Genomic DNA, 25,326 nt, shown 5'->3' with positions numbered 1-25,326 from the left:
ACTCAGCCAAAAATTAGACGAAGTCACTAATTTTTAAGCTGAACGGCACGTAGCGTAGGACAAAACCAATAGAGTGGGATTTATAAAAAGGTGTTACTGCGCCTGAATAACTGAAATCAGTTTCTGAAGTTCTTTAAATCGCTTATCGTCCGGTTTGGGTTTTTCAATGGGTAGTTTTTTTAATTCATGAATGATGATTTGCCCCACCAGCAGCCGCATGTTTTTTTTATCGTCGGCCGGAATAACGTACCAGGGGGCGTGTTCTGTAGCGGTTTCGTTGATACAGTCTTCATAAGCTTCCTGATATTGGTCCCAGAAATCACGCTCCTTTACGTCGCCTTCCTCAAATTTCCAGTTCTTTTCAGGGTCTTCGATACGTTCAATCAGCCGATTAGCCTGTTCGTCTTTCGATACGTGCAGATAGAACTTAATAGTTGGAAATCCATTCTGATACAGAAATTTTTCCATCTCAGCGATCGCCCTATAGCGTTGTTTAAAGAGCTTATCCAGATCTTCGGTTGTTTTTTCGGGCAGACGCTGGCTCTGGGTCAGAATATCCGGGTGAACTTTTACAACCAGCACTTCTTCGTAATACGACCGGTTGAAAATGCCGATTGTGCCCCGTTCGGGCAATTCGCGCCAGCTACGCCACAAAAAATCGTGGTCGAGTTCCTGCTCAGTCGGGCGTTTAAACGAGTACACACGCACGCCCGCCGGATTTGTGCCGGTAAAAACGTGCTGAATAGTCCCATCTTTACCGGCCGCGTCGAGTGCCTGAAATACGGTTAACAAGCCATAGCGATTGTGGGCATACATCCGCTCCTGCCACTTGTCGATCTCGGAAGCCTGCTGACGTAGTATAGCGTCATAGTGGGTATTATCTTCATAAACGTCGTCTATTTTGGTAGGGACCTTTTTCAGTTTTAACGATCGGTTTCCATCGTAGCAGAAGTCGTCAATATCAAAGTTCTTCACGGGAATAGGCGTAAACTTTACGCAGCTTAGTTATGTTATCAGTCTGGACTTACAACCACAAACCTAACGAATGGTTGCGCTATTGCCTCGCTTCAAAACAACTACGTTGCTATTCTCCTTAGTGCTGGGCATGAGTCTGGTTGGAGAAGCGCAAAATCAAACAAAATCTAAATCAGGTTCTATGACGACAAATGAATCGGCCAAGCTGGAAAAAGCTACGTTTGGAACGGGCTGTTTCTGGTGTACGGAAGCCGTGTATGAATCGCTTGACGGCGTAGCATCGGCCGTATCGGGTTACGAAGGCGGTCAGAAAGTTGATCCTACGTACAAGGAAGTCTGCACCGGTACAACCGGCCACGCTGAATGCGTAGAAGTTACCTACGATCCTTCTAAAATCACGTATGCTGAATTGTTAGAAGCATTCTTCCGCAGCCACGACCCTACTACGTTGAATCGGCAGGGGAACGACGTAGGTACGCAATATCGCTCGGTAATATTTTACCATAATGACGAGCAGAAGCAATTGGCTGAAACGGCAAAAGCTGAATTGAACAAATCAGGCGCTTATAGCAATTCAATCGTCACGCAGATTGCACCCGCTACTACGTTCTACGAAGCCGAAGATTATCATCAAAATTATTTTGCTAATAACCCAAACCAAGGGTATTGCGCTTTTGTGGTAGCACCCAAACTGGACAAGTTCAGAAAAGTGTTCAAGGAGAAACTGAAGCCTGAACTCAAGTCGGTAGCAAACCACTAAGAAAATCATCTAAGCCCCTGAAAATGGGGCTTTTTTATTATCTACTTCTCACTGGCACGACTTTATATTTAGGGGTATATCCTCTTACTTGATCCAGCAGGGGTAGTGGATTGCTCCGCCATGATGCAAGAGAGATTAATTTGTGTTGATCTGCACCTTTTTTTGTTCTGCAATTTGCTCTGCCAGCTTCTTGCTGTATTCAGAATAAGCAACCTCCTCTTTTTGGGTCAACTCCTCAATATAAGCCTTCAATTTTTTTCCCGTGTTCAGCGCAAAAAATTTCATTGGATTGGGCAAAGGGTATCCCTCAAGTCGGTCAGGCGCTGCTTTATTATCGGCAAGAAAGAAAATCTTTCCGTCTACGTTCAGTGGGCGCAGTCTCGGATTAGGGTGAAATGGTGTTACATCAATCAATTTGCCTTGGGGGGAGCACCAAACGGCATGATTTGTAGCTACTAAGTAGCCAACCTCAGAAATACCAGGCGCAAACTTATGGCTGAAATGCCAGCCATATTGAGCATATCCTCCTTCACGAGCAACTTTGTCATCAACATTTTGGTAGCAAGCATTTATTAGCGCTGTAGCATCAGGTATGTGCTGAACATACTGTACAGAACTTAATATGCCCTTAATCTGCTTTGCGAAGGCCCGGAGATGGGGTATCATTTCTTTAAGGGTCATATTTATATTCATAATAGCCTTCAATTAAGGTGAGTAAGTGCGTTAAATACCCCAATTTTAACAACTCTTGAACGAGCGATTGATAGGTGTTAAAGCTAGTGTGTTGCCATTAGAAACACAAATTAAATATTGCCATTGGCAACACTTTTCCGCTAATTTTATGAGCTAAAAAACATAAGTTAATAGTACTGAAAATCACTTATTTACATGTAAATTTATGCGTAAAGCTCAAAGAGGACTTTCAGGCTATTTGTGAAGATAGCGAAATCGATATGTCTGATAAGGTGCGCGAAATAATTGCTAATTTGGTAAGGAATTATAAGAGCAAGCAAAGGGGTTAAATGAAACGGAGAGTTAACCGTGCTCAGAAACCGAAAAACTTGTTGACTATTTGTATCTAATCTGTACCGATAAAATTTTAGTTAAGTATATTATATTGAATATTAGCTGCTTATATCAAGATCTAAATTATTATAAGGAGAAATTGAAACTTGAAATCAAGTCGGTAATAAACCACTAAGAAAACACCCAAGTCCCTGAAAAGGGAGCTTTTTGTTGCCTTTACAGACAGCACTAATTTATCATTGATTCATAAAGAAATCTGCATGCTGGATAAGGTTAGTTGCGCCAAGCGGCAGCCATCGATTTAGAATAGACATTACAACTTTTTGAAAAAGGCTGCCACTAGTCCTGACGTTCCACCTTGGTTTAAGAATCAGACAGAGCAGGAAAACCGAAGCGTAGTTTAGGAGTAACAACTGGATGAGTGTTTATCAGCATCTAGAACACTTTAGTGGAGAAAACCACTAATGGGCCATGCACGAGAAGAATTCTGTAATCAGTTTTAGTTGACAATTTACGGCACCGCTGAAGCCCGAATTTACGGGATTACTCATCGCCAGATTATCGTCGCAGGCTGGGTAATATTGGCTGAGAGGTCAACCGATGGCTGCCTGAACTAACTAAGTGAAAGAATTGGACACGAGCAGATAGCCAACCGGAAAGAAAGGTTCATAGGCACAGCTTCGAACATTCCCAACCAATGAAAGTTGTAAAACATATACTCAACTCGATTTTTATGAAAACTTTTTCAAAAGCATGTTTTGTTCTGGCCAGTTTGTGTACGTCTACTTTAACATTGGGCCAGCAGTATAATTCAAACGACGATCGCTATAACGATCGCTCGGACCGCAGAGACCAACGTCGTTACGACCGACAAAATGACCGCGATCGTGAACGTGTACTTGATGAACGCCGGGAATATAATCGCCGGAATGAAGAGAACCCACGCTATGATAACCGCTACGAAGATCAATATGATAACCGTCGCCAGTACACAGAGCAGGATTTGAGTAAGGCTTATGATGAAGGATTCGAAGATGGCCAACGCAACCAGGAAGTAACGGAACGCCAGGAACGTCGTGAGAATTACAAGCACTTTACATTTGGTATCTACGGTGGGGCAAACTCAACTCGATTCGCTGGTGAAACTGTAGACAGCAAAAAGCTAACTGGTCGATTAGGGTATCAACTAGGCTTTTTTGTGCGTGGTGGTGGCCGGATATATGGCCAGGTTGGGGCGGAATACTTAACATCTAGCTCTCAGTTCTTTCAAGCTGGTGATGGTAAAGTTGGTAGTGTTGGTGATATTACAGCCAATATTGATCAGCGTTACCTGCACATACCAGCGTATATTGGTGTAAAATTGGCCCAGTCAGATCGGGGTGTATCGGCTGTTCGTCTGGCGATTGGGGCTGAATATGCAACACCATTGAGTACCGACAAAAATGACTTTAACTTAGGTAATGCAGATTTCCAGGCTGCAACCATCAACGGTCTGGTAAACCTCGGTTTCGATGCAGGCCCAATTATTCTCGGCTTTGTCTACCACTATGGTTTTGCCGATGTGTTGAGCAGTGGCAACAGCCAACGTCGAATTTTGTCCGTAAACGTTGGGGTTAAATTCTAGTGAAGAAATTTGAGTAACTCGACTTCGATAATTACCAATAAAAAGGGGCTAACTCTACGAGTTAGCCCCTTTTTATATGTTTGTGCCTTATTTTTTGTCACTCATTGCATCCGAAACATCATCAATTAGTTTGTCTGTTTCTTTCTTGATTTTATCAAAATCATCGGAGCTGGAGCGCTGAATTTTATAATACGCGTAGCTTAGTTGTCGGCGCTTGTCTTCCAGGTCCTTCGCTCGATCTTCTCGTTTGTTGCGTTCCTTACGGCTTTCATTTTTTACTTCCGATTTTGCATCGTCAAGCTGCTGATCAATTTTATCCATCTGAGCCGAAATACGATCAAGTAGATCGCGTTGATCACGGCTTGCTGATTGATTATTCATTGAGCCAGCATTGCGGCTGCCCGACATTGAGTTAGACTGATTCATATCTGAACGGTTGTCATTACTCATCCGATTATTCGTATCGTCCGAGCGTCGATCTGAACCCATTCGGTTATCTCTATTACCGCGATTATCTTGATTGTCACGACTATTCCGATTATCTCGGTAGTCATTCTGATTCATGTTCTGATTATAAGATCGATTATCATCAGAATTCCGATCCATGCTCCGACGATTGTCGTTCATAGACCTATTATCATTCATAGAGCCATTATCTCGAGAATCGTTGTAATTGTTACCCCGGTCGTCATTTCCATTATTGCGACGATCAAACTGGCGATCAGAATTATACCGACTGTTATCGTTATACCGGTCCGAATTCATTCGATTGTCAGACGAGTAACGGTCATCATTCCGACGATCATTATAATTATTCGAATAATTTCTCTGATCACGGTCTGAGTCGGATCGACCACCAGACGAGTAACTATTTCGGTCGTAGCGGTCGTAATCGGATCGATTGTTATACGAGTCCCGGTCATCATACGAACGATTGTCTGCACGTCGATCATAAGAACGGTAACTATAGGAATCCCGGTCATCGTATGAACGATCATCATAATCCCGATAACGGTTATTATAGTTACTATTTCTTGATGTCCGGCTTGATCGATCGTACTGGTCATCGTTCGATCTGTACGGATTTCTGTAATTGCTGGAATACCGATCATCTCTGTCGTCATCCGAATCCCTCCGACGATCCTCTCGATTTCGTCTGCTAAATATCGTCTCGTCATCGCGATTTCGGTTGTTGCGGTTGTCGCGTTGGGAGCTCGTTGTGCTCTGTGGCGCAATATCCTCCCGGCTATTACTTGAGTTACCGTACACTAAGCGCTCGGTAGCTGCGCAGGATGAGAGACCGGCCAGGGCAGCCAGTATAGCTGCCACCGTCAATATGTTCCTTTTCATAACGTTGTTGTGTATTGTTTAAATTGTTGATAAAACCATTTCCAATAACTGTTAGCAAATTAATTGGATGGAAAAGCAAAACCACGCGTTAATACGATCGAAGTGCTACTACGTACCTTAATCCTTTATTAATACATGATAATATCATAAATGTTTGCCTGTATAGTAACCAACTAACGTAACAACTGGATTAGAACAAAAGCAAACCTGTAGCTCGTTATTTAGCCAGTCTCACTCCCCGATTGCTTATTTGTCCGAAGTAGTAGTTTACACCGAGCTTAAATCGATTGCCTTTTCCCCGACTAACCGTTGGGTCAAGCTTATTGTAGAAGTTACTTTCGTAGGACAGCTCGGCCCCCAATCGATGTAGAATCCAGGCCATAACGCCAACTTCTAGCCCAACGCTAGTATATTTTGCTTTTACATCAGCCGGTATATTCTCGGAAAATTCCCGACCACTGTTCAAGCTGGCTCCCAGAAAGCTGCTTATGCGAGTACGAAACGGATAGTATCGGGCAAAAGCACCTATCTGCCGGGCGTTGTATTTGTTACCGACCAACCTATCTGTGTCGAAACGTAGACCAGCGGCAAAACCCGGCTGAAAGAAATAACCGACTCGGGAGTTGAAGGCTAAATAAGCCTGTCCGCCAGTAGCCCCCATACCTATTCCTCCGCCAACAAAGAGATTTCCAGGCGCAAACCAGCTTAGTTGATTCCGCTGCTGATAAGAAATCGACTGATCGAGGGCTTCATCGATCTTTTCATTAGCCTGAGCGCCCTTTTGGCGCAGATCCTGTTTCGTTTCTTCTGACAGGATAGTTCTTTGTCCATTTGCTGAATCGGACTTATTCTGGGCTTTAACGGCCACAGTTAAGACCAATAACAGCGTAGCTGTCGTTACAAATTGTTTCATTGCCGTTGAGTTTATAGTAATAATAATTAATTAACCATAAACCCTTCGGAAGGTTAAAGTCTATCCTAAATAGAGAAGGGTAATTATTGAAGTCGAATGGAGAAAGTAGAGGAGTTGACCCTATATAGTATCGAACAGGATAGCAAAATAAAGAAGCAGGAGGAACGTATTGAGCGGTTGGAATACTGGTCAAATAACTACTGAGGAATTAGTAATCCTGGAGAGAGTTCTCAATCAATCATATGCCTTATACACAATTCAGGCTCAGCAGCAGGAATTACAGGCAGTCAAACAAAAGCAGACTGAACTTGAGCGGCTGCTTAATCAGCTCTTAAAGCAGAAGTAAACCAACGTAGTGAAATGGATAAACGGGTAAAAATAACCTATCTATAACCCTCCCATTGCTAGTTCACTTTTGTCAGTTTTAGAACACAATCGAGAACCCGTTTTTGAGAAACAAGTAGCTTAGCGAAAGCTTTAAAGGGAAAGCGGGAAAGGCGAAGTAAAACAGCTAAGAAAATACACTTTGCTTTACCCATATCCCAACAAAAAACGCCTGGACTCTTTGGTCAGGCGCTTTGCCGTGCTCTATCCAACTGCCTGACCTCCGAGTCAGACACCATATTGCGCGGGTTAGGAAATGGGAGCAGCCTATTACCTCCAACGCATGGTCAAAGATGTGGCCATGTTCATCTTTACGGGTATGACTCACATCAGGTGAGGAGGTGATAAAAATCAGGAAGTAACAAAAAAGCCGATCCACAAACGCAGTCGGCTTTCAGTAATTTCCCATAAATGAGATATAGGGAGACCATATCTACCCCAGCTGTTGCATCAATCATGCCAGTCAATATTGGTGTTGACATGATTTTTATCATGTCAACACTTGATGAATGTCACTATGAAAACCTATCCAATAGCAGATGCTTTTCCAGTAACATATTTTTGAAGAGTGGGAATGATTCAGAGCTTAGCCATTTACGGCACCTGTCGACAGTGTTGTGAAGAACGATTGCCAACCTTTGCTTAACCTTATATGAGCAAAAAATTCAGTGCCCATGTGACCTTACGCATTCAACTAAAAATAGTTGATTATACCTAAAAAAAGACTCCATTTTGTGTAAAAAAACGCAAAAATTTTGTTATCTAAATAGAACAGAAACAACAATTTAGAACCCTGATGGAGCCACTAAATCATTCCTCGTTAAACTCGATTCATTCTTCAGTACGTGTCTCTCGTGCACCCCGTCGTCGAGTGGACGGGGCAGCTACTGCGTCGCTTTTAATTCAGATGGCCAGCGAGATTCTGGCTGCATCGCCTACGCTACGTAAGCGAATGAACATGAGTCTGGCGGATCTGGCAGCGGCCGAAAAAGTGCGTCGGGAGTTAGTTCGTAAGTCGTCAGCGATTTAGTTAAGCTTTCACCATACGTAACGTCCTTATTTTACTACGTCAATAATATAAAGCCCTGATAGTAAAGTCAGGGCTTTATATTATCAGTAAAACGGTCGATACTTCCCCGCCTAATTAATATGATACTGAAACTTTATTCTGATACTTAGCCAGTGATTGTTCATCTGGCCAACCTGATTAAAATTATATACTACCAGAATTATAACTTTCGAGCGTCACCTATCCCTCGGACTCAACCGAGACGTAATGACCAGACGAGCTACGCATAAAAAAAGCCCCTTCGTAGGAGCTTTTTTTATGGGCAAGATTTTTTAGAACCACCTTATTATCCATTTCCAATCAAATGGCCTTTAATATTGACCAGTCCACCACCAACAAGCCCATCCCCGCTGTTGGCTCCTTCATACAGGCTATTACTCTTAACAAGGCTATTGCCAATGAAACTCGAACCATTACCAATTAAACCGCCACCGCCTACGCTCGCCAGGCCGCCCTTCTTATTGGCTAGTTTTCGGCTGAAATATTTATAGATACCATAACCAGCACCAGCAAGCAGCGATACGCCTAGTACAATCCCAGCGGCTATAGTGGTTGTTTTCTTTTCCATGATTTCTAAGGTTGTTTCAGAACAATAACGTATTGGCTGGCAAATGGTTTGGTAAGCTTTATCGCCCGTTTATCAGGTTATAAAATTCATCGATTAATGGTTCATCGTCCTGAAGTTCACATTCCGACGTTAATTCGGCTAGCTCTTTACTGTGGATAATAAGCCTGTTAAAATCTTCCTGCTTACAGTCACTGTTGTAGCCTTTTGCATGGATAGCCAGGGTCAAAATGTCGCCGTTTTCCCAGATTTCACCTTTTAGAAGCATGTTTTTGTCTTTACTTTCATCGCAAAAAGTCAGCTTACTTTGGGGGCTGGACGTTCCTTTGCCATATGCGCGAACAAACGCCTGTTCAATAGCGGGTGTGTAATCGCAGGAAATTCGAAAGAGTTTATTGTCGTAGAAGAAAAGATACAGATTGGTAAACGTAACACCCATGATCTCAAGCCCGCCCGAAGCAAACGTTCGGATATGTGGGCAGGCTAGTGTTAGAGTTCCTTTTGCGTTAGCTTTTTCCATCTCTCTGAAATTAGCAGGATTTAACGCATCGGGCGACGTAACGTCAATCTGATAATTACCCAGGCCTGCTACCTTCGTCTGGGCATGAAGCGGCAAAGTGAGCAGGCAAAGCAAGGCGATAACGTAGTACATTTGGTGACGAATAACAGTGATTGATACGTAGTGCGCTGGTAGCGCTACGCTGGCGAAGATACTAAGGAAATGGCGACTACCGGCTTTTATCTATCATCATAAAACCAGGATAATCAATGAAATACTACGTAGCAAGTTTCCTTTTCTGGTTTCTGACGGCATCTGTTATTGCACAAAAGAAAGGGCCAATCAGCCCGCCGAATGTAATTATCATTCTGGCCGATGATTTAGGCTGGCATGAACTGGGCTGTTACGGTAATATGTTCAACGATACGCCCAATCTGGACAAACTAGCTGCTGGCGGAATGCGTTTCACGCAAGCTTATGCTACAGCCCCTGTCTGCACACCCACCCGTATCGCTATAATGACTGGCCAGCACCCGGCCCGTACGGGCATCACTGATTATCTGGACGCTAGGGACGAAAAATTTCTTTCGCCCGATTATAGTACGCTTAATGAACAGTTGAAAAAAGCAGGTTATCATTCGGGATTGATCGGCAAATGGCATCTTACGGGCGATTATACCAAACGAAAAGGCGAGCCTGCCAAACACGGCTGGGATGAGGTAATCTGCTCGGAGACAGGCTACATTGCCAATGGCGATTATTTTCATCCCTATTTTTTCATGCCGGATGTGCCAGCTAAAACCGAAGGCGAATACCTCACCGACCGGCTAAACAACGAAGCTGTTGATTTTATTCGACGCAATCAGGCAAAACCGTTTTTTCTGTATTTATCGCACTATGCCGTACATACCAAGCTAGCGGGCAAACCCAATGACGTAGCGAAATATGCACAGAAATCCGGTGCAGGAAAGCGTCAAAATAATCCTGAATTGGCTGCTATGCTGGCACGTATCGACGATGGCGTTGGGACGATAGTTGCTACGTTAAAAGAGCTGAATCTTGATAAAAACACCCTGATTTTGTTTACCTCCGACAACGGTGGCGAAAGCAACGTAACGTCGAACGCACCGTTACGAGGGGGTAAGTCAGAACTTTATGAGGGGGGTATCCGAGAGCCTTTTATAGCGCATTGGCCGACAAAAATTAAGGCGGGCACCGTTTCTAATCAGGTAATCAATACGTTGGATATTTATCCTACGCTGCTGGATATTGCTGGCGTAAAACCTGAGCCGGGTCTGGTTCTCGATGGTATTAGCCTGGCGAATGTGTTGACCGGCCACTCAAAATCTGTGGCAAGAACACTTTACTGGCATTATCCACTACCCAAACCCCATTTTCTGGGAGGCCGCTCGGCGGGAGCAATACGGGTGGACAATTTTAAACTAATTGAGTATTTCGATCGGGAACAAGTGCAGCTTTTCGACCTTGCTAAAGACCCGGGCGAGCAGCTTGATTTGTCAGCAACAATGCCGGCGGTACGTACCCGCTTACTCGATCAGTTACAGAGCTGGCGAAAACAAACGGCAAAAGCGTGGTCAGTAGTCGTAGAAAGCTCTCAAAAGCCGTGAAATCTATCGTAACACGTTAACTAACTGTCATAGTAGTATCAACATAATGTCTAATCTTTGATAATGTATACTGGTGGCAATCAGACGGCTTTGCGCTTCTTTTAAACAAAAACTAGTTTATCCTCGCATACAAACCGTTCAATACGTTTTCTTCCCTCGAAAAAACAGCCCAGAGAGTTGATATACAGCTTCCTATGTTTAAAATACAGCAAAAGCCATAAAATAAACGCGCTGACTGTCAGACATTTAAATTATATTTTCATGAACAGCTATCGGTTATAAAATCTAGTTTGTTATGTTTGCTACGTTTGTCACGTACTTGGCAATTTGACCGATTAATAAGAGGTTTCTGCCAACATTTGTCAGCCCATGAGAATCGCATTTACTTTGTCTTAAGTTTTACATAAATCAGTTTTATCAAATGAAAAAAATCCACTTTTCTATTTTACTCGCTCTAGGCCTTTTAGCTGGTACTCAATCCTTTGGCCAGATGGCGATTGATAAAGGCGTTAAATTCATCAATCTTGGTATCGGCGTTGGTGGCTATGCGAGCGTAGGCGGGATTGCTTTTGGGGCTGGAGCAGATTTTGGTGTTGCACCGAATTTCACTGTTGGTGCCAATGTAGCTTACCGTAGTTTCAATTATGGTTACTTAGGTTATAGCGATAAAATCAACTACCTCTATTTTTCTGTTCGGGGTTCTTACCACTTCAATCAGTTATTAAACCTTAGCACCGATAAAGCAGATCTTTACGCTGGGCTTGGTATTGGTTACGAAAGTGTTTCCTACAGCGATCGCTATGGAACCGGTTTCAATACGTTCGGTAGCGGTGTTTATATTCCCATCCACTTAGGCGGTCGGTATATGTTTGCTGAGAAAGTTGGCGCTTTCGCCGAACTCGGAACAGGTATCGCTCCTTTAATGCTGGGCGTTACGTTCAAGCTGTAATTTCTCCAGATACGTTTACACAAGAAGGGCGTCCTGCTAGCAGGACGCCCTTCTTTATTTTATGTAGCCGCTAGTCAATAGTCGTTAAAAATAAGTAGATGAGAAACTTACTGCGTCTAACGATCAATGACTAACGGCAATTGACTATCAGTTACTTGCTATTTCCTTTATACTTTTTACGCCCATATTCCACAGGATGAACGAGTAAATATCGGCTGCGGTTTCAATATTCTTCTTGGTGTTGCTGGCCCCGTGGCCCGAATTGGTATCAATCCGAATCAGGACTGGATTATTCCCTTTGTAAGCTTCCTGCAACGTAGCGGCATACTTAAACGAATGCGCGGGTACTACGCGGTCGTCGTGGTCGGCGGTGGTGATGAGCGTAGCCGGATAATTCAGATTGGGTTTGATGTTGTGCAGGGGCGAGTACGCATACAAAGCGTTAAATTCATCAGCATTGTCACTGCTGCCATAATCAGCAATCCAGTTCCAGCCGATGGTGAATTTGTGAAACCGAAGCATGTCCATTACACCCACCTGCGGAATGGCGACGTGAAATAGATCAGGCCGTTGATTCATAACGGCACCCACCAGCAAACCACCATTAGAGCCTCCCTGAAGCGCTAGTTTGGCCGAACTGGTGTATTTCTGCGCAATGAGGTATTCGGCAGCAGCAATGAAATCATCAAATACGTTCTGCTTTTTGAGCTTCATGCCCTGTTCGTGCCATTTTTCGCCGTATTCGCTTCCTCCGCGCAGATTGGCCTGTGCATAAACACCTCCTTGCTCCAGAAATGGAATGCGGAACGGACTAAAAGCTGGTGGCAGGCTCACATTAAATCCGCCGTAGCCGTAAAGCAATGTCGGGTTAGTGCCGTCGAGTTTAAGCCCTTTCCGATACGTTAAAAACATAGGAATCTTCGTACCATCTTTGCTCGTATAAAACACCTGTTTTGTTTCGTAGTCGGCTGGTTTGAAGGCAACTTCTGGCGCCCGGAAAACGGTGCTTTTCCGCGTAGCAAGATCGTAGCGATAAATTGTCGGCGGGAACGTAAAGGACGTGAACGTGTAGAATACAAATTTGTCGTCTTTCTCTCCACCGAAGCCCCCCGCCGAACCTACGGCCGGCAATACTACGTCGCTTTCGTGCTTACCCGCATAATCAAACACCTCAACCTTCGACGTTACGTCCTTCGTGTATTCGACGAAGAGTTTGCCGCCTGCAGCACTCACGCTACCCTCAGCAATGGGTTCGGGGCGCTCTGGAATCAACGTAGCAAATTTCCGGCTTTTGGTATCGAAGGCCAGCACTTTGCTGTTCGGCGCTTTTTCGTTCGTAAGAATCAACAACCGGTCTTTGTCATTGTCAATTACCCCATAACTGAAATCACTCACTTCGGCCACAACGGGCGCAAAGGTTTTTTCAGGTGATTGGGCATCCAGGAAAAAGAGCGCGTTACCATCTTTACCTTTCCCTCTGTCGCTAACTGTCAGTAACACAAATCGTTCGTCATCGGTAGTACCAACGGTATGAAAGCGCTGTGGATTCTTCGCATCTTCAAATACCAGCCGATCGGCCGATTGCGGGGTGTTGAGTTTATGGAAAAACACTTGGTGATTTTCGTTTTTTGCCGCCAGCGCACTGCCTTCAGGTTTCGGATAACGGCTGTAATAAAACCCATCGCTCTGCCAGGCTGCACCCGATACTTTCACCCATTCAATTTTTTCGGGCAGATATTCTTTGGTAGCCAGTTTCATAATCTGGTATTCCTGCCAGTCCGAACCTCCTTTCGATAAACCCACAACCGCATATTCGCCATTTTTTGAGAGCGAAAAGGCCCCCAATCTTGTCGTTCCGTCTGGCGATAATTTGTTCGGATCAATAACGACTTCGGGCTTTCCATCGAGCCCTTTCTGCCGATAAAGCACGGCCTGATTTTGAAGACCATCATTTTTTGAGAAGTAAAACCACTCCCCTTTCCGGCTGGGCGCCGAATACTTCGGGTAATCGTAGATTTGCTCCAGACGCTTTTCAATCTGTTTGCGGTACGGAATCTGCGCCAGATAATCGAACGTAACTTTATTCTCAGCCTTCACCCAGTCGGCAGTTTCGGCTGAACGGTCGTCTTCCATCCAGCGATACGGGTCAGCTACCTGAGTTCCGTGATACGTATCAACCTGATCGGTTTTACGGGCTTTGGGGTAAGTAATGGGGGGATTCGTCTGTCCCTGAACGATAGACGAGCTTAGCATAAGGCAAACAGGAATGATTTTAGAAAAATGCATACAGCTTAGGTTGATGAGGGTAAAACGCTACGTAAAGATACGCCAAAGCCCGATTACTACTCCCAGCCCAGCGCAAAATGACCGGTTAGCGAATTTCCTGATATATGTACACTCTTTTCCATTACATTGTGAAAAACCCCTGAGCCAATGATGCGCGCGATTATCAGCATCGGTATCTGTTTCTTTTTCTGGAGCCTATTGCTTCAGCGCGGATGGGCACAGGCATACGAACGTAACACTGCTTCTTCCTTTCGGATTAGCCACATTGGTGTAAGCGACGGGCTTACGCAGGGTTCGGTTTATTCTATCTTAAAGGATAGTCGCGGCTTTTTGTGGTTTGGTACGCAGGACGGACTCAATCGATACGATGGACAACGCTTTCGGACGTATCACCCGACTATTGGACGCCAGGGAGCCGTTCAGGCAGGAACTATCCGGGGTAACAATATTTTTGGTATTGTTGAAGATCCGGACGGTAATCTCTGGATTGGTACCGAAGCCGGCCTGAATCGTTACGACAGACAACGCGATCAGTTTACACTATTTTTCGCCAGCACAACCGAATCGAAAAAGAAACGACTGAGCAGCCGGACGTTTCCCTTTTTCATTGATCAGACTCAGTTGCTGTACCTGAGCGATGCCGAGGGGTTGGTACGTTACGACTATCGACAGGGGCGTAAAACGGTATTATTCGCCCAATTGTCACCTACAAAAGAATACGATTTATACAGTTCAGCCATTTATACCGCAGCTGGCGATGTGTGGCTTCAGGCTCCAACCGGGTTGCTACGTTATACTATATCCTCTCAGAAATTAACCGCTTATTTTAGCAATCATCCCCAAAACCAATTCGGGCCACCCACAACAATTTATTCATTTCACATTGATACCGACAACGTAGCGTGGCTGGGTTCGCAGAATGGTTTACTACGTTTCGATTACGGCAACAATACGTATCAGAATTATCCAATTAAGGGACTGACCGATGCCAGCGCGGTTTTCAGCATCGCGGCCGATGGTCAGAATCGGCTTTGGCTGGGTACGCAACGTAACGGCGTTCTTTATTTTGATAAACGCAGCCAAAAATTCACTCAGGTTCAGGATGTTACCAACCCCATCCGGCAACTGAACGAATTCAAAATCAGTAAGATTTTTGTTGATAATCTGGGTATCGTCTGGGCAAATACTGATCCTGATGGTCTGGTACGTATCGTTCCGGGCGCTTTTCTATTTGGGGGCATGGTCAAACGACAGATCAGTGACTCTTTGTCGGCGGCTCGTCGGTTAAGTAGCTATACAATACGTGGATTTCTGGAAGAGCGCTTCGACCGGCTCTGGGTGCTCACCGAAAACGGAATAAACATTCTTAATCCGGCCACCAATCAAATTACCGAACGATTTCTAGCCCTCGCTCCTACTCCCAAAATGCCTCAGGGCTTCCGGGGACGTAGTATTTATCGAGATCCGCAGCGACGTATCTGGGTCGGCATAGGAAGTGGCGTTCTGGCCTATGCCCCTGAAACAAAAACGTTTAGCCCAATTCTGTGGAATTCGGATAATGAACATTCAGTAGCGAATAATTACGTCCGAAATCTATTCAGTATTTCTGATACGTTGCTGGTGGCGGCTACCGAAGATGGCCTTTACGCGTTAAATCCCAACCGACGAAGCTGGTCGAAATTATCTATTCTGGCCAATCAGAACATTTTTAGCCTTTGGTTTGATTCAGCAAAACAACAACTTTGGGTTGGTACGTATCGAAACGGTTATTACTGCTATCAGGTATCTGGCGAGGGCTGGCGTATGCTTCGTTCCGGGCTTAACGGCTACACCATACTCAACATTCGCCCCGATACAGATCAACAAACGCTCTGGCTTTCTTCTGACCGTGGCCTTGTAGCCATGAATGCTACGTCCGGGCGCTTTCGATTATATAGTGAACACAATGGCCTGGCCAATTCATTTGTGTACGGCTCACTGGTCGATGCAAAACGCAATACCTGGATGAGCACCAATCGTGGAATTGCCCGACTGGACCCCGTTTCGCAGACGATTAAGAACTTCGATCCGACAGACGGTCTTCAGGGATACGAATTCAACGGGAACGCTTTTCTGAAAACAGCCAGTGGTGAGTTGTATTTCGGCGGAGTGATGGGATTCAATCGTTGCCGGCCCGATGCGTTTCGGAAAAATCTATTCAATCCACGAGTTCATATTTATTCGCTCAGTATCAACGAAGAACCATTTCGTACCGCTACGTATATCGGCGAAACCAACAGTATAAAACTAGATCATACGCAGAATACGTTGGCGCTGGAGTTTTCGGCTTTCGATTATTTCTGTGATGGTCACACGAATTACCAGTATCAGCTCACGGGCTACGATGTCAACTGGGTTATGTCGGGCGAGCGTAACTACGTTCGGTACGCCAACTTGCCACCCGGTCAATACGTCTTTCAGGTAAAAGCCACCAATCAGGACAACCGCTGGAGCCACTACGTTCGGCGCGTGAACATTTATATTGAACCGCCCTTCTGGCAAAAACCAGCCTTCATTACGTTGCTGTTGCTGATCATTGTAGGTACTACCTGGGCCTGGATACGTCAGCGGGAGCACAACATTCGTCAGCAACAGGTAGACCGTCTGCGCTTGGCTTATGACATTCAGGAACAGGTAAAAAAGGAAATCGCCCGTGATTTACACGACGAAATTGGCACACGACTGGCGACTATTAAACTCTACACGACGCAACTCACGCAGGAAGCGGGCGAAACATCGGCCATTCGTGCCCTCAAAACCACCATTTTCCAGCTCATTAACGACACCATCAGCGACGTTCGGAATCTACTCCGCAAGCTCAACCCGCAGACGCTGGAGCAGCACGGATACGTAGCAACGGTTGAAGAATTGTTTTCACGAATTAACGCCAGCGGCCTTATCGGTGCCAACTTTACCTACGACGAAATTACGGAAAGTTCCGACCGGTTTCCGGCCGATACCGAAGTGATGTTGTACCGGATTACCCAGGAACTGGTCAATAATTCGCTCAAACACGCGACACCCCAACATATCAATTTGCAGATGCGCCAACAGCCCGGACGTATCATTCTGGTGTATACCGACGATGGCTCAGGATTCAATTACGAGCAGGCCAAAAAAAATGCAACGGGATTAGGCATCAGCAACATCGAATCGCGGGTGGCGCTGTTGAATGGGCAAATTTCCTGGCAAAGTAAGCCGGCACAGGGCGTACTGGTCAGTATTGAAATTCCGGTTAGTCCTAGCTACCAGAAAGCTTTCTATAAATCAACCGAAAAAGCTGAGCAATCCAGTTAATTCCAGTGGCTATTTTGGGGAGAAGGACGCGGAATCAGGCCCATGGCGTCGTGGCGCATCAGCAATTCAAAAAGAAGCACCGTAGCCGCTGCATCGCCCTGCGCCCGGTGTCGACCATGAAGCGGAATATTCAGTGATCGACAAAGTTTTCCTAAACTGTAGGAAGGATAGCCGGGAATCAGTTTGCGGCTCGTCCGAACGGTACAAAGTGTACGCCGGAAAAAATCATGACCGAGCCAGTTCATCTCTTTCTGAATAAATCCGAAGTCGAAATTGACGTTGTGCGCCACAAAAACGGCTCCCTCGGTGATGTTCAGTACGTCCTGTGCTACATCGGCAAAGGTAGGTGCATCCTGAACCATCTCGTCAGAAATGCCAGTCAGATACTTGATGAATGGTGGGATTGGACAGCCCGGATTCAGCAGGGAATGAAACGAATCGACCACTTGCTGGCCATCGTGCCGATAAATCGCAATTTCAGTAAGTCGGGAAGGCCCTTTTACACCTCCAGTTGTCTCAACGTCAACGATGCAATACACAAAAAATCAGTTAATAACATCTTCTAAACAGTTATTTGCTACGTATCAGTTCGCTGACGACGTAACAAGACTATTCCTGAAGTGTATGATTCAAATCCATAGACGCCTGCATCGGATGCTGGCGAATGGGCTGACGAGCTACGACTCCCTGCCGAATCAGCCGTAAGGTATAATCCAGCGTGTAATCGCGGTTGCTCATCAGATCTTCAAAGGTACGATTAACCGTGAAATCGGGCTCAACCGTAAATCCGTTGGCGCAATTTTCATTGACGGCATGCGTCAGCTTCTTAAGCGGCATTCTGACCTGAATTTTTGAATTTGGTAACGTAACGGTTTTAAAATGACCGGCAAAATCACCCCAGAACGCGCTTCCGCAGGGCTCCCCTACAAACGTACCAATACCTGCATCGAGCGTTTTGGCCATTACCGACGTAGCAGCCGAAAACGAAGCGCCGTTCATCAGGAAATACAGATTCCCGGCAAACGCGTCTTTTTTGCGGGGCCGATACCGGTGTTGCGTCGAACGGCTGGCAAAACCACCGGCATGGTCGGATTTATATTGCAGGCTGAAATTCAGCATTGATATTGGATTCCAGCGCGTCACCAGTTCGGCACGGGCCGCCCGTTTCATTTCTTCATGGGCCATAATCTGAAACGGTTTTGGCATCCAGTAACGGAGTAGTCGGGCTGAGTTCAGCACAATTCCTCCCCCATTCCCCTGCATATCAACAATCAGATTCTGAACGTTTTGCTCTTTAATCTGCTTGAATGCCTGTTTCAGTTTCCGATTGAACGCCCACTGGAACGGGTCTTTTTTCTTCAAGCCCATAAATGTCGACACACGTAGCACCGCCGTATGCGTCAACGTATCGACCATCCGTACCGACAAGTTAGATGGCTGATTGATTTCAACGCCGTACCGACGCCGGATTGTGTTTCGGAACGAATTCAACGTAGGACATTTCAGGCGCGTTTGCCGCACCAACGTATCACCTTTGAGTTTATACGTAATCGAAATGGAGTCGGCAGAGCCGTACCAGGCTGCGTAATAATCGGCAAATTGCACCAGACTCCACTGCCGCCGACCCGAGCTATTATCACCATCGGAGCCAGAGCGATCGGCTTCCATTAATTCCTGGTGAAGATCCGCAACGTTACGTCCATTAATAGTTAGCAATTCCGTACCGCGTTGAAGACTTGTATCAGCCGATACGTTATGGCTGACGTAATACTTTTCATCGACCGGCCGGATATAGAACGGGATGAAACGAGTGTTTTTCCCAATGTAGTTTTTGCGGTGATTGAGATTGGTATGACCGTCTTTCAGTGCCGCTACGTAGGGGCTGATATGCCTGTAAAACGTCAGGTATTCCATGGGCGCCGTCAGCCCATTGTAGAGCGAATCATAAAGCCGTTCCATTCGCGGTTTTGGCGTATAATAGCCAACGCCCGGATGCAATTGGTCAAGCTTATGTTTCAGGAAACTAAAATCAGCACGGGCCTGTGCAGGACTAATCGATTGCCCGTTCGAAACCGAACATACTGCTCCTATTGACAAACCCGCCAGAAGCAAAATTCCCCCTATCTTCATCAATACAAGTTACGGTAGTAACTAACCCGAGTGAGTTAGCCAGTTTTTGTACGGTGAAGATACAATTTCGCGTAACTATAATCAACAAAAAATGTTTGTGAGTTTTATAAAATTTTGTTTCTGGCGGAAACGGTAACGTAACGCTTAAAGCTAATATGCTAATAATCAATACTAAATCACTAGACTAGCTATCTTTCCGATGTGGGATAACGGTCCAATGTTTTACGCCGGGCAAATGTTCAGCTGCGATTTCAGCCGCTACGTCCTCCAGATTTTCTTCGTTGGTCGTAAAAAACAGGCTCTGTGCTTGGTCGTTATCCTGCGTTGTGCGCACCTCGAAGTATTCGTTATGGTGCTCAATGGCATGTTTGTCAACAAGTTTATACTGGCTCATACGTAGTAAATGCGTTAAATGTCTGATACGTATTAACTTGTTTTTGGGCCAGCTGTTTATGCAAACAACGTAATGATCACCGCGCCCACCACCATAATTCCTGCCCCAATGAGCTTTCGGGCAATATCCCGTTCCTGAAAAAACTGGTACCCAAATAGCACGCTGAGCAAAGCTGATAGCTGAAACAAGGCCAGCGCGTATCCTACGGGCATACCCGCCAACGCTACGTTACTCGCCAGCTGTGTAACGCCTACTGCGAGGCACAGTCCCAGAAAGATTAATTTTTCGGAAAGCAGGCGGTTTAGTTGTGGCCGCCATTGTCGACGCATGGTTAGGCCAATCCAGACAAGTGTGCAGATAAAACCGAGTAGGCACCAATAGAAAAAGGCAATCGTTGGCGTAGAAACCAGAATTGCTTTTTTTAGAAATACACCGTCGATGGCCGAGAAAACCAGAGCGGCCAGCCGTAATTTTATTTCCGGCCGTTGAAAAATCTTCCACGACAGTCCGCTACGTTGTTTAGGGTTAGCCAGCACTACGTAACTACCCAAAATAATCAGCAGAATACCAGCTAATCCCCACCATCCCGGAATTTCATTCAGCAAGAAGATTCCAGTAACCATTCCCACCACGGATTTATAGGCGTTGATCGGCCCCAACACTGATAAGTCGCCGAGGTGTAGCGCTTTCACCAGAAATACGTTTCCGAACATGGCTAAAACACTTGTTACGAGCATATAATACCAGAATTCGGCTGGCAGGTCGTAGAAGCGCAACTGCGGCCAGAAGGCAAGGCATGCAATACCCAGAAACCCATACGTAGCAGAAATGACAAAGAGTGGATCGGCGGTACGTTGTGTCAACTGCTTTTGAAACACATTCGCCAGTGGATTGGCTACGATACGTAGCAGAACAGCGAAAGCGGTGAACGTAATAAGGGTTAAAAGCATATCCGAATTAACAAATAACCTAACATAATTATACCCGTTTTATCATGCTGCCGAAGGAAGCATATTAAGATTTCCTTATTCACTAGTTGTAATACGTAAAGCTGTTTCCTTCGGCAGCATGACAAAAACCTAACAAATTACCTGGATTCACTTTACTGATTCACAAACATTTCGTACCTTTGCGGTCTTATTTTTGGAAGGAGTAAAAAGTGAACCCATTACGCGCATACGACATCCACATAGTTGGACTGGACAACAAACGCTACGAGTACGATTTTACGTCGGACGATGCGTTTTTTGCCGCAATGGATCAGGAATTAATTCAGAAAGGTAACGTTCAGACGCATCTGATTCTGGATAAATCAGAAACAATGATTCGGCTGAATTTCCACATCACAGGTACTATTGAACAAACTTGTGACCGGAGCCTCGATGAATATGATGAACCAATTGATACGCGGCAAACGATGTTGTTGAAATTCGGCGATCACAACGAAGAGTTGAGCGACGAAATTGAACTCATCGAACGTAATACCCCGACGGTCAACGTAGCGCGATACATTTTTGAATTTATTAGTCTATCGCTCCCAATGAAACGGCTTCACCCCCGTTTTCGGGACGAGGAAGCGGATTACGCTGACGACGATACGCAGAATGGACGAGTTATCTACCGTTCTGATTCAGAATCGGCAAACGACGAAGATGACCAGCCGGAGTCAGACCCGCGCTGGGCGGCTTTGCGGAGATTAAATAACAATTAAAATCAGCTGTAGGGTCATAAAGTTGTAAGTCGGGCCGCCGGAGCGGTTATAAAGTTTGCCTTTCAACCCCATAACTCTACAACCTTACAACTATATAACTAGATAACTTAAGACAATGGCACACCCCAAACGACGCCACTCCAGTACTCGCCGTGACAAGCGCAGAACGCATTATAAAGCTACGCCGGTAGCCCTGTCGACCGACGCCCAAACGGGTGAAGTTCACCAGCGTCACCATGCCCACGTATTCGAGGGTAACCTGTATTACAAAGGCCAAATGATTGTTGAGAATTACGCCAAAACGGCTTAAATTTCATCTATTTATGAGAAGTATTTCGTTGACGTCTTTCCGAAGATGAACGCGAAATACTTTTTTATTGCCCGCTACCTCCCTATTTTTACGCGTATTTAGTTTAACTCGCCAGTTTTGCGGGGAGGAATTGAACAAACGTAGTCAATGAAAATTGCAGTGGACGCAATGGGTGGCGATTTTGCTCCCGACGCTATTGTGGAAGGAGTTGTAATGGCCGCTGCCGAATTGCCAGAGCAGGTTTCTATCATCTTGATAGGTAAGCAGGCAGTCGTTCAGGAGTTACTACAGAAACATGGGGCTAATGCGGCTAGCAATGTCGAGTTGGTTAATGCCGACGACGTAATTGATATGAGTGAGCACCCCACCAAGGCGCTCTCTCAGAAACCCAATTCCAGCATCGGAGTTGGGTTTAAGCTTTTGAAGGAAGGGCAGGTTCAGGCCTTTTGCAGCGCCGGAAATACGGGTGCCATGCATGTAGGGGCCTTGTTCAGTATCAAGTCTATCGAAGGCATACTACGTCCCTGCATTGCAGGTTTTGTACCACAAATTACGGGTGGACATGCCGTTATGCTCGACATTGGTGCCAACGCTGACTGTAAGCCCGAAATGCTGGCTCAATTTGGTCAGGTAGGTTCGATTTATGCGCAATACACGTTTGGCATCGAAAAACCCCGTGTAGCCCTCATGAATATTGGTTCTGAAGAGCAGAAAGGCTCTTTGGTAGCGCAGGCCGCTCATCAGCTTCTGAAAGATAATCGCAAGATTAATTTTATCGGGAATATGGAAGGGGGCGATTTTTTTGCTGGTGTCGCCGACGTGATCGTAACTGACGGATTTACCGGGAACACGATGTTTAAGTTGGGTGAGTCGTTTTATAAAATCGCCAGCCAACGTAACATTAGTGATACGTTCCTTGATAAAACCAACTACGAATCGGTAGGAGGCAGTCCTATTTTGGGTGTCAACGGTAACGTGATTATCGCCCACGGAATTTCATCGCCGTTAGCTATCAAGAATATGATAAGTCTGGCGATCCGTCAGGTTGAATCGGGTGCTTACACAAAAATTGCACAAGCATTGAGTTAGTCTAAAAGTTTACGGTTTACAGTTAACTCACGGTAACGTAACGAATCTGCATTACGTTAGCCAACTAAACAGCAGAAGACTGCAAACAGAAGACTTTTTAATACCGTCTATGAGTAAAGCTGCCATTACTGGAATTCACGGCTATGTTCCCGATTATGTGCTGACCAATGCTGAATTGGAGCGCATGGTGGATACGAACGATGAATGGATTACGAGCCGCACAGGTATTAAAGAGCGGCACATTCTGAAAGGTGAGGGTTTAGGTACGTCTCACATGGGTGCAAAGGCAGTGGCAGGCCTGCTCGAGAAATTGGATGTCAAGCCTGAAGAAGTCGATTTATTGATATGTGCCACCACTACGCCCGATTACGTATTTCCCTGTACGGCAAATCTGATCTGCGATATGGTCGGCATCCGTAACATCGGAAGTTTTGATATTCAGGCGGCTTGTTCAGGATTTTTGTACGCGTTAACTATTGGTTCTCAATTTATTGAGACGGGTCGCTACAAGAAAGTAGTGGTGGTAGGCGCTGATAAAATGTCAGCAATTATCGACTACACCGACCGAACAACCTGCGTTCTGTTTGGTGATGGAGCTGGAGCCGTTATGCTCGAACCGAGTGATGAAGGCTTTGGTGTGCTTGATTCCATTATTAAATCGGATGGGGCGGGGCAAACACACTTATTTCAGAAAGCGGGTGGCAGTCGATACCCACCTACCCACGAAACGGTGGAAAAACGGTGGCACTACGTTTATCAGGATGGGCCTTCGGTGTTCAAATTTGCCGTTAAGAACATGGCCGACGTATCAGCCGAAATCATGGAGCGCAACCACCTGACTGGCAGTGACGTAGCGTGGTTAGTTCCTCACCAGGCTAACAAACGTATCATCGATGCTACGGCTCACCGGATGGGCATTGAGGCCGATAAGGTCATGATAAATATTAACAGGTACGGCAACACCACAGCTGCTACCATTCCGCTTTGTCTGTTCGATTATGAATCGCAACTGAAGAAGGGAGATAATTTGATTCTGGCCGCTTTTGGCGGAGGATTCACTTGGGGAGCCGCCTACGTTAAATGGGCTTATTAACTTTATATATGGTGTATGAGATAGGATATATTAGAGATTAATTCTATATACCTTACATCATATATCATACACTTTACATCATATATCTTAAACATGGCAACAACCGCAGATATCCGCAACGGGCTGGTTATCAACTTCAACAACGACCTTTTCCAAATCACGGAGTTCCAACACGTAAAGCCGGGTAAAGGCGCAGCTTTTGTACGTACCAAATTAAAAAGCCTGACGACGGGCCGAGTGATCGACAATACATTCAACTCGGGCGTAACCATTTTTCCGGTTCGGGTGGAGCGTCGGAAATTCCAATTTCTTTACAAAGACGAAGCTGGATACAATTTCATGGACCAGGAAACCTTCGATCAGATTAATATCGACGAAAAACTGGTTGATGTTGCCGATCTGATGAAGGAAGGCCAAGAAGTGGACATCATGATAAATGCCGAAAATGATACGCCATTATCGTGTGAACTTCCGCCGTTTGTCGAACTTGAGGTAACCTACGCCGAGCCGGGTATAAAAGGTGATACGGCAAACAGCCCTAAAAAGCGGGTTGAAGTTGAATCAGGGGCCAAAATTATGGTGCCACTTTTCATCGAATCTGGCCAAAAAATTCGGGTCGATACGCGCACACGCGATTATGTTGAACGAGTGAAATAACGAATATTAAACCGTTAGTCGTCAACATAGTTAATGAGTAAACATCCTTTCCTAACCTGCCTTCATTAACTGCGTGACAGAACAATATGACAACACAAGACATCCAGCAGCTTATCGACTTCATCTCACAATCGGGCTTAGATGAAGTTAACATTGAAACAAACGACCTGAAAATCAGCGTTAAGCGGTATGGTTCAGGTGTTCCGGCAACTTCTGCTCCGGCACCTCCCGTTGCTGCAAGTGCAGCACCCGCGCCGGTAGCTCCACCACCAATAGCAACACCCGCTGTAACGCCAACGGCTACTCCTCCAGCCACTCCCAAAGCTGATACGTCTAACTACCTGACTATCAAATCACCAATGATTGGTACGTTCTATCGATCGTCTAACCCGGAAACCCCAATGTTTGTCGAGGTGGGCGATAACGTAACAGAAGGGAAAGTGGTGTGTATTATTGAAGCCATGAAGCTTTTCAACGAAATTGAGTCGGAAATATCCGGCCGCATCGTGAAAGTACTGGTAGAAAACGCTACGCCCGTTGAGTACGATCAGCCTTTGTTTTTGGTAGAACCCATCTAA

At 45.5% G+C, this 25,326-nt stretch carries 23 protein-coding genes; 12 read left to right on the top strand and 11 right to left on the bottom strand.

The window, feature by feature from the left end:
- Positions 1–93 precede the first annotated feature (93 nt).
- The gene (locus tag ACYVF1_RS00255; RefSeq protein WP_461074417.1) at positions 94–975 is read right to left on the bottom strand and encodes a PPK2 family polyphosphate kinase; all 882 of its coding nucleotides are present in this window, start codon (positions 973–975) and stop codon (positions 94–96) included.
- Positions 976–1,156: 181 nt separating this feature from the next.
- On the opposite strand from ACYVF1_RS00255, the gene msrA reads away from it, so the two are divergent.
- Positions 1,157–1,735, top strand: coding sequence for a peptide-methionine (S)-S-oxide reductase MsrA (gene msrA / locus ACYVF1_RS00250; RefSeq protein ID WP_461077771.1), 579 nt, complete (start codon positions 1,157–1,159; stop codon positions 1,733–1,735).
- 135 nt (positions 1,736–1,870) lie between these two features.
- Here the strand turns inward: msrA and ACYVF1_RS00245 are convergent, their stop codons facing one another.
- Entirely contained in the window at positions 1,871–2,416 is a 546-nt protein-coding gene (locus ACYVF1_RS00245; RefSeq protein WP_461074416.1) for a hypothetical protein, read from the bottom strand.
- A gap of 1,042 nt (positions 2,417–3,458) precedes the next feature.
- Here ACYVF1_RS00245 and ACYVF1_RS00240 point away from each other — a divergent pair.
- Complete coding sequence (locus ACYVF1_RS00240) at positions 3,459–4,385, top strand: hypothetical protein (protein WP_461074414.1); 927 nt, start codon at positions 3,459–3,461, stop codon at positions 4,383–4,385.
- A gap of 87 nt (positions 4,386–4,472) precedes the next feature.
- Here the strand turns inward: ACYVF1_RS00240 and ACYVF1_RS00235 are convergent, their stop codons facing one another.
- A complete protein-coding gene (locus ACYVF1_RS00235) occupies positions 4,473–5,735 on the bottom strand; it encodes a hypothetical protein (protein ID WP_461074412.1) in 1,263 nt (420 codons plus the stop codon).
- A gap of 217 nt (positions 5,736–5,952) precedes the next feature.
- Positions 5,953–6,648: a hypothetical protein gene (locus ACYVF1_RS00230; RefSeq protein WP_461074410.1), complete on the bottom strand. Its 696-nt coding sequence runs from the start codon at positions 6,646–6,648 to the stop codon at positions 5,953–5,955.
- A gap of 1,180 nt (positions 6,649–7,828) precedes the next feature.
- Here ACYVF1_RS00230 and ACYVF1_RS00225 point away from each other — a divergent pair.
- A complete protein-coding gene (locus tag ACYVF1_RS00225; RefSeq protein WP_461074408.1) occupies positions 7,829–8,062 on the top strand; it encodes a hypothetical protein in 234 nt (77 codons plus the stop codon).
- Between the two features lie 325 nt (positions 8,063–8,387).
- Here the strand turns inward: ACYVF1_RS00225 and ACYVF1_RS00220 are convergent, their stop codons facing one another.
- Both ACYVF1_RS00220 and ACYVF1_RS00215 read right to left on the bottom strand, forming a co-directional pair.
- Positions 8,388–8,669: a hypothetical protein gene (locus ACYVF1_RS00220; protein ID WP_461074406.1), complete on the bottom strand. Its 282-nt coding sequence runs from the start codon at positions 8,667–8,669 to the stop codon at positions 8,388–8,390.
- Positions 8,670–8,727: 58 nt separating this feature from the next.
- Positions 8,728–9,318, bottom strand: coding sequence for a hypothetical protein (locus ACYVF1_RS00215; RefSeq protein ID WP_461074404.1), 591 nt, complete (start codon positions 9,316–9,318; stop codon positions 8,728–8,730).
- 116 nt (positions 9,319–9,434) lie between these two features.
- On the opposite strand from ACYVF1_RS00215, the gene ACYVF1_RS00210 reads away from it, so the two are divergent.
- Complete coding sequence (locus tag ACYVF1_RS00210) at positions 9,435–10,793, top strand: sulfatase (RefSeq protein WP_461074402.1); 1,359 nt, start codon at positions 9,435–9,437, stop codon at positions 10,791–10,793.
- Between the two features lie 421 nt (positions 10,794–11,214).
- Entirely contained in the window at positions 11,215–11,742 is a 528-nt protein-coding gene (locus ACYVF1_RS00205) for a hypothetical protein (RefSeq protein WP_461074400.1), read from the top strand.
- Between the two features lie 147 nt (positions 11,743–11,889).
- Here ACYVF1_RS00205 and ACYVF1_RS00200 read toward each other — a convergent pair whose 3' ends face one another.
- On the bottom strand, positions 11,890–13,995 hold the full coding sequence (locus ACYVF1_RS00200) for a prolyl oligopeptidase family serine peptidase (protein WP_461077769.1): 2,106 nt from the start codon (positions 13,993–13,995) through the stop codon (positions 11,890–11,892).
- 180 nt (positions 13,996–14,175) lie between these two features.
- Here ACYVF1_RS00200 and ACYVF1_RS00195 point away from each other — a divergent pair, with 180 nt between their 5' ends.
- Complete coding sequence (locus ACYVF1_RS00195; RefSeq protein ID WP_461074398.1) at positions 14,176–17,364, top strand: sensor histidine kinase; 3,189 nt, start codon at positions 14,176–14,178, stop codon at positions 17,362–17,364.
- Here ACYVF1_RS00195 and ACYVF1_RS00190 read toward each other — a convergent pair.
- From ACYVF1_RS00190 to ACYVF1_RS00175, 4 genes are all read right to left on the bottom strand, one after another.
- Positions 17,361–17,903: a 3'-5' exonuclease gene (locus ACYVF1_RS00190; RefSeq protein WP_461074396.1), complete on the bottom strand. Its 543-nt coding sequence runs from the start codon at positions 17,901–17,903 to the stop codon at positions 17,361–17,363. The two genes, ACYVF1_RS00195 and ACYVF1_RS00190, sit on opposite strands and share 4 nt — an antisense overlap.
- 70 nt (positions 17,904–17,973) lie before the next feature.
- Positions 17,974–19,494, bottom strand: coding sequence for a S41 family peptidase (locus ACYVF1_RS00185; protein ID WP_461074394.1), 1,521 nt, complete (start codon positions 19,492–19,494; stop codon positions 17,974–17,976).
- 184 nt (positions 19,495–19,678) lie between these two features.
- Entirely contained in the window at positions 19,679–19,888 is a 210-nt protein-coding gene (locus ACYVF1_RS00180) for a hypothetical protein (protein WP_461074392.1), read from the bottom strand.
- Between the two features lie 56 nt (positions 19,889–19,944).
- Positions 19,945–20,838 carry an EamA family transporter gene (locus ACYVF1_RS00175; protein WP_461074390.1) on the bottom strand — a complete coding sequence of 298 codons (894 nt, stop codon included), beginning with the start codon at positions 20,836–20,838 and terminating at the stop codon, positions 19,945–19,947.
- A gap of 209 nt (positions 20,839–21,047) precedes the next feature.
- On the opposite strand from ACYVF1_RS00175, the gene ACYVF1_RS00170 reads away from it, so the two are divergent.
- The 6 genes from ACYVF1_RS00170 (at position 21,048) to accB (ending at position 25,326) form a co-directional block, all read left to right on the top strand.
- On the top strand, positions 21,048–21,599 hold the full coding sequence (locus tag ACYVF1_RS00170) for a YceD family protein (RefSeq protein WP_461074388.1): 552 nt from the start codon (positions 21,048–21,050) through the stop codon (positions 21,597–21,599).
- Between the two features lie 115 nt (positions 21,600–21,714).
- Complete coding sequence (gene rpmF / locus ACYVF1_RS00165) at positions 21,715–21,909, top strand: 50S ribosomal protein L32 (protein ID WP_461074386.1); 195 nt, start codon at positions 21,715–21,717, stop codon at positions 21,907–21,909.
- Between the two features lie 147 nt (positions 21,910–22,056).
- On the top strand, positions 22,057–22,998 hold the full coding sequence (plsX, locus tag ACYVF1_RS00160) for a phosphate acyltransferase PlsX (RefSeq protein WP_461074384.1): 942 nt from the start codon (positions 22,057–22,059) through the stop codon (positions 22,996–22,998).
- 109 nt (positions 22,999–23,107) lie between these two features.
- Positions 23,108–24,091 (top strand): beta-ketoacyl-ACP synthase III, encoded by a 984-nt coding sequence (locus ACYVF1_RS00155; RefSeq protein ID WP_461074382.1) that lies wholly within the window; start codon positions 23,108–23,110, stop codon positions 24,089–24,091.
- A 93-nt stretch (positions 24,092–24,184) separates the two neighbouring features.
- Entirely contained in the window at positions 24,185–24,748 is a 564-nt protein-coding gene (gene efp / locus ACYVF1_RS00150) for an elongation factor P (protein ID WP_461074380.1), read from the top strand.
- A gap of 86 nt (positions 24,749–24,834) precedes the next feature.
- Positions 24,835–25,326: an acetyl-CoA carboxylase biotin carboxyl carrier protein gene (gene accB / locus ACYVF1_RS00145; protein ID WP_461074378.1), complete on the top strand. Its 492-nt coding sequence runs from the start codon at positions 24,835–24,837 to the stop codon at positions 25,324–25,326.

Source organism: Spirosoma flavus, assembly GCF_054778555.1.
This window is presented reverse-complemented; position numbering and strand designations above follow the sequence as displayed.

What these genes read in the sequence shown, in the direction of transcription:
- msrA (WP_461077771.1), top strand. Translation starts at nt 1,157, where the DNA reads ATGACGACAAATGAATCGGCCAAGCTGGAAAAAGCTACGTTTGGAACG.
- ACYVF1_RS00245 (WP_461074416.1), bottom strand. Translation starts at nt 2,416, where the DNA reads ATGACCCTTAAAGAAATGATACCCCATCTCCGGGCCTTCGCAAAGCAG.
- ACYVF1_RS00240 (WP_461074414.1), top strand. Translation starts at nt 3,459, where the DNA reads ATGAAAGTTGTAAAACATATACTCAACTCGATTTTTATGAAAACTTTT.
- ACYVF1_RS00235 (WP_461074412.1), bottom strand. Translation starts at nt 5,735, where the DNA reads ATGAAAAGGAACATATTGACGGTGGCAGCTATACTGGCTGCCCTGGCC.
- ACYVF1_RS00230 (WP_461074410.1), bottom strand. Translation starts at nt 6,648, where the DNA reads ATGAAACAATTTGTAACGACAGCTACGCTGTTATTGGTCTTAACTGTG.
- ACYVF1_RS00225 (WP_461074408.1), top strand. Translation starts at nt 7,829, where the DNA reads ATGGAGCCACTAAATCATTCCTCGTTAAACTCGATTCATTCTTCAGTA.
- ACYVF1_RS00220 (WP_461074406.1), bottom strand. Translation starts at nt 8,669, where the DNA reads ATGGAAAAGAAAACAACCACTATAGCCGCTGGGATTGTACTAGGCGTA.
- ACYVF1_RS00215 (WP_461074404.1), bottom strand. Translation starts at nt 9,318, where the DNA reads ATGTACTACGTTATCGCCTTGCTTTGCCTGCTCACTTTGCCGCTTCAT.
- ACYVF1_RS00210 (WP_461074402.1), top strand. Translation starts at nt 9,435, where the DNA reads ATGAAATACTACGTAGCAAGTTTCCTTTTCTGGTTTCTGACGGCATCT.
- ACYVF1_RS00205 (WP_461074400.1), top strand. Translation starts at nt 11,215, where the DNA reads ATGAAAAAAATCCACTTTTCTATTTTACTCGCTCTAGGCCTTTTAGCT.
- ACYVF1_RS00200 (WP_461077769.1), bottom strand. Translation starts at nt 13,995, where the DNA reads ATGCTAAGCTCGTCTATCGTTCAGGGACAGACGAATCCCCCCATTACT.
- ACYVF1_RS00195 (WP_461074398.1), top strand. Translation starts at nt 14,176, where the DNA reads ATGATGCGCGCGATTATCAGCATCGGTATCTGTTTCTTTTTCTGGAGC.
- ACYVF1_RS00185 (WP_461074394.1), bottom strand. Translation starts at nt 19,494, where the DNA reads ATGAAGATAGGGGGAATTTTGCTTCTGGCGGGTTTGTCAATAGGAGCA.
- ACYVF1_RS00180 (WP_461074392.1), bottom strand. Translation starts at nt 19,888, where the DNA reads ATGAGCCAGTATAAACTTGTTGACAAACATGCCATTGAGCACCATAAC.
- ACYVF1_RS00175 (WP_461074390.1), bottom strand. Translation starts at nt 20,838, where the DNA reads ATGCTTTTAACCCTTATTACGTTCACCGCTTTCGCTGTTCTGCTACGT.
- rpmF (WP_461074386.1), top strand. Translation starts at nt 21,715, where the DNA reads ATGGCACACCCCAAACGACGCCACTCCAGTACTCGCCGTGACAAGCGC.
- plsX (WP_461074384.1), top strand. Translation starts at nt 22,057, where the DNA reads ATGAAAATTGCAGTGGACGCAATGGGTGGCGATTTTGCTCCCGACGCT.
- ACYVF1_RS00155 (WP_461074382.1), top strand. Translation starts at nt 23,108, where the DNA reads ATGAGTAAAGCTGCCATTACTGGAATTCACGGCTATGTTCCCGATTAT.
- efp (WP_461074380.1), top strand. Translation starts at nt 24,185, where the DNA reads ATGGCAACAACCGCAGATATCCGCAACGGGCTGGTTATCAACTTCAAC.
- accB (WP_461074378.1), top strand. Translation starts at nt 24,835, where the DNA reads ATGACAACACAAGACATCCAGCAGCTTATCGACTTCATCTCACAATCG.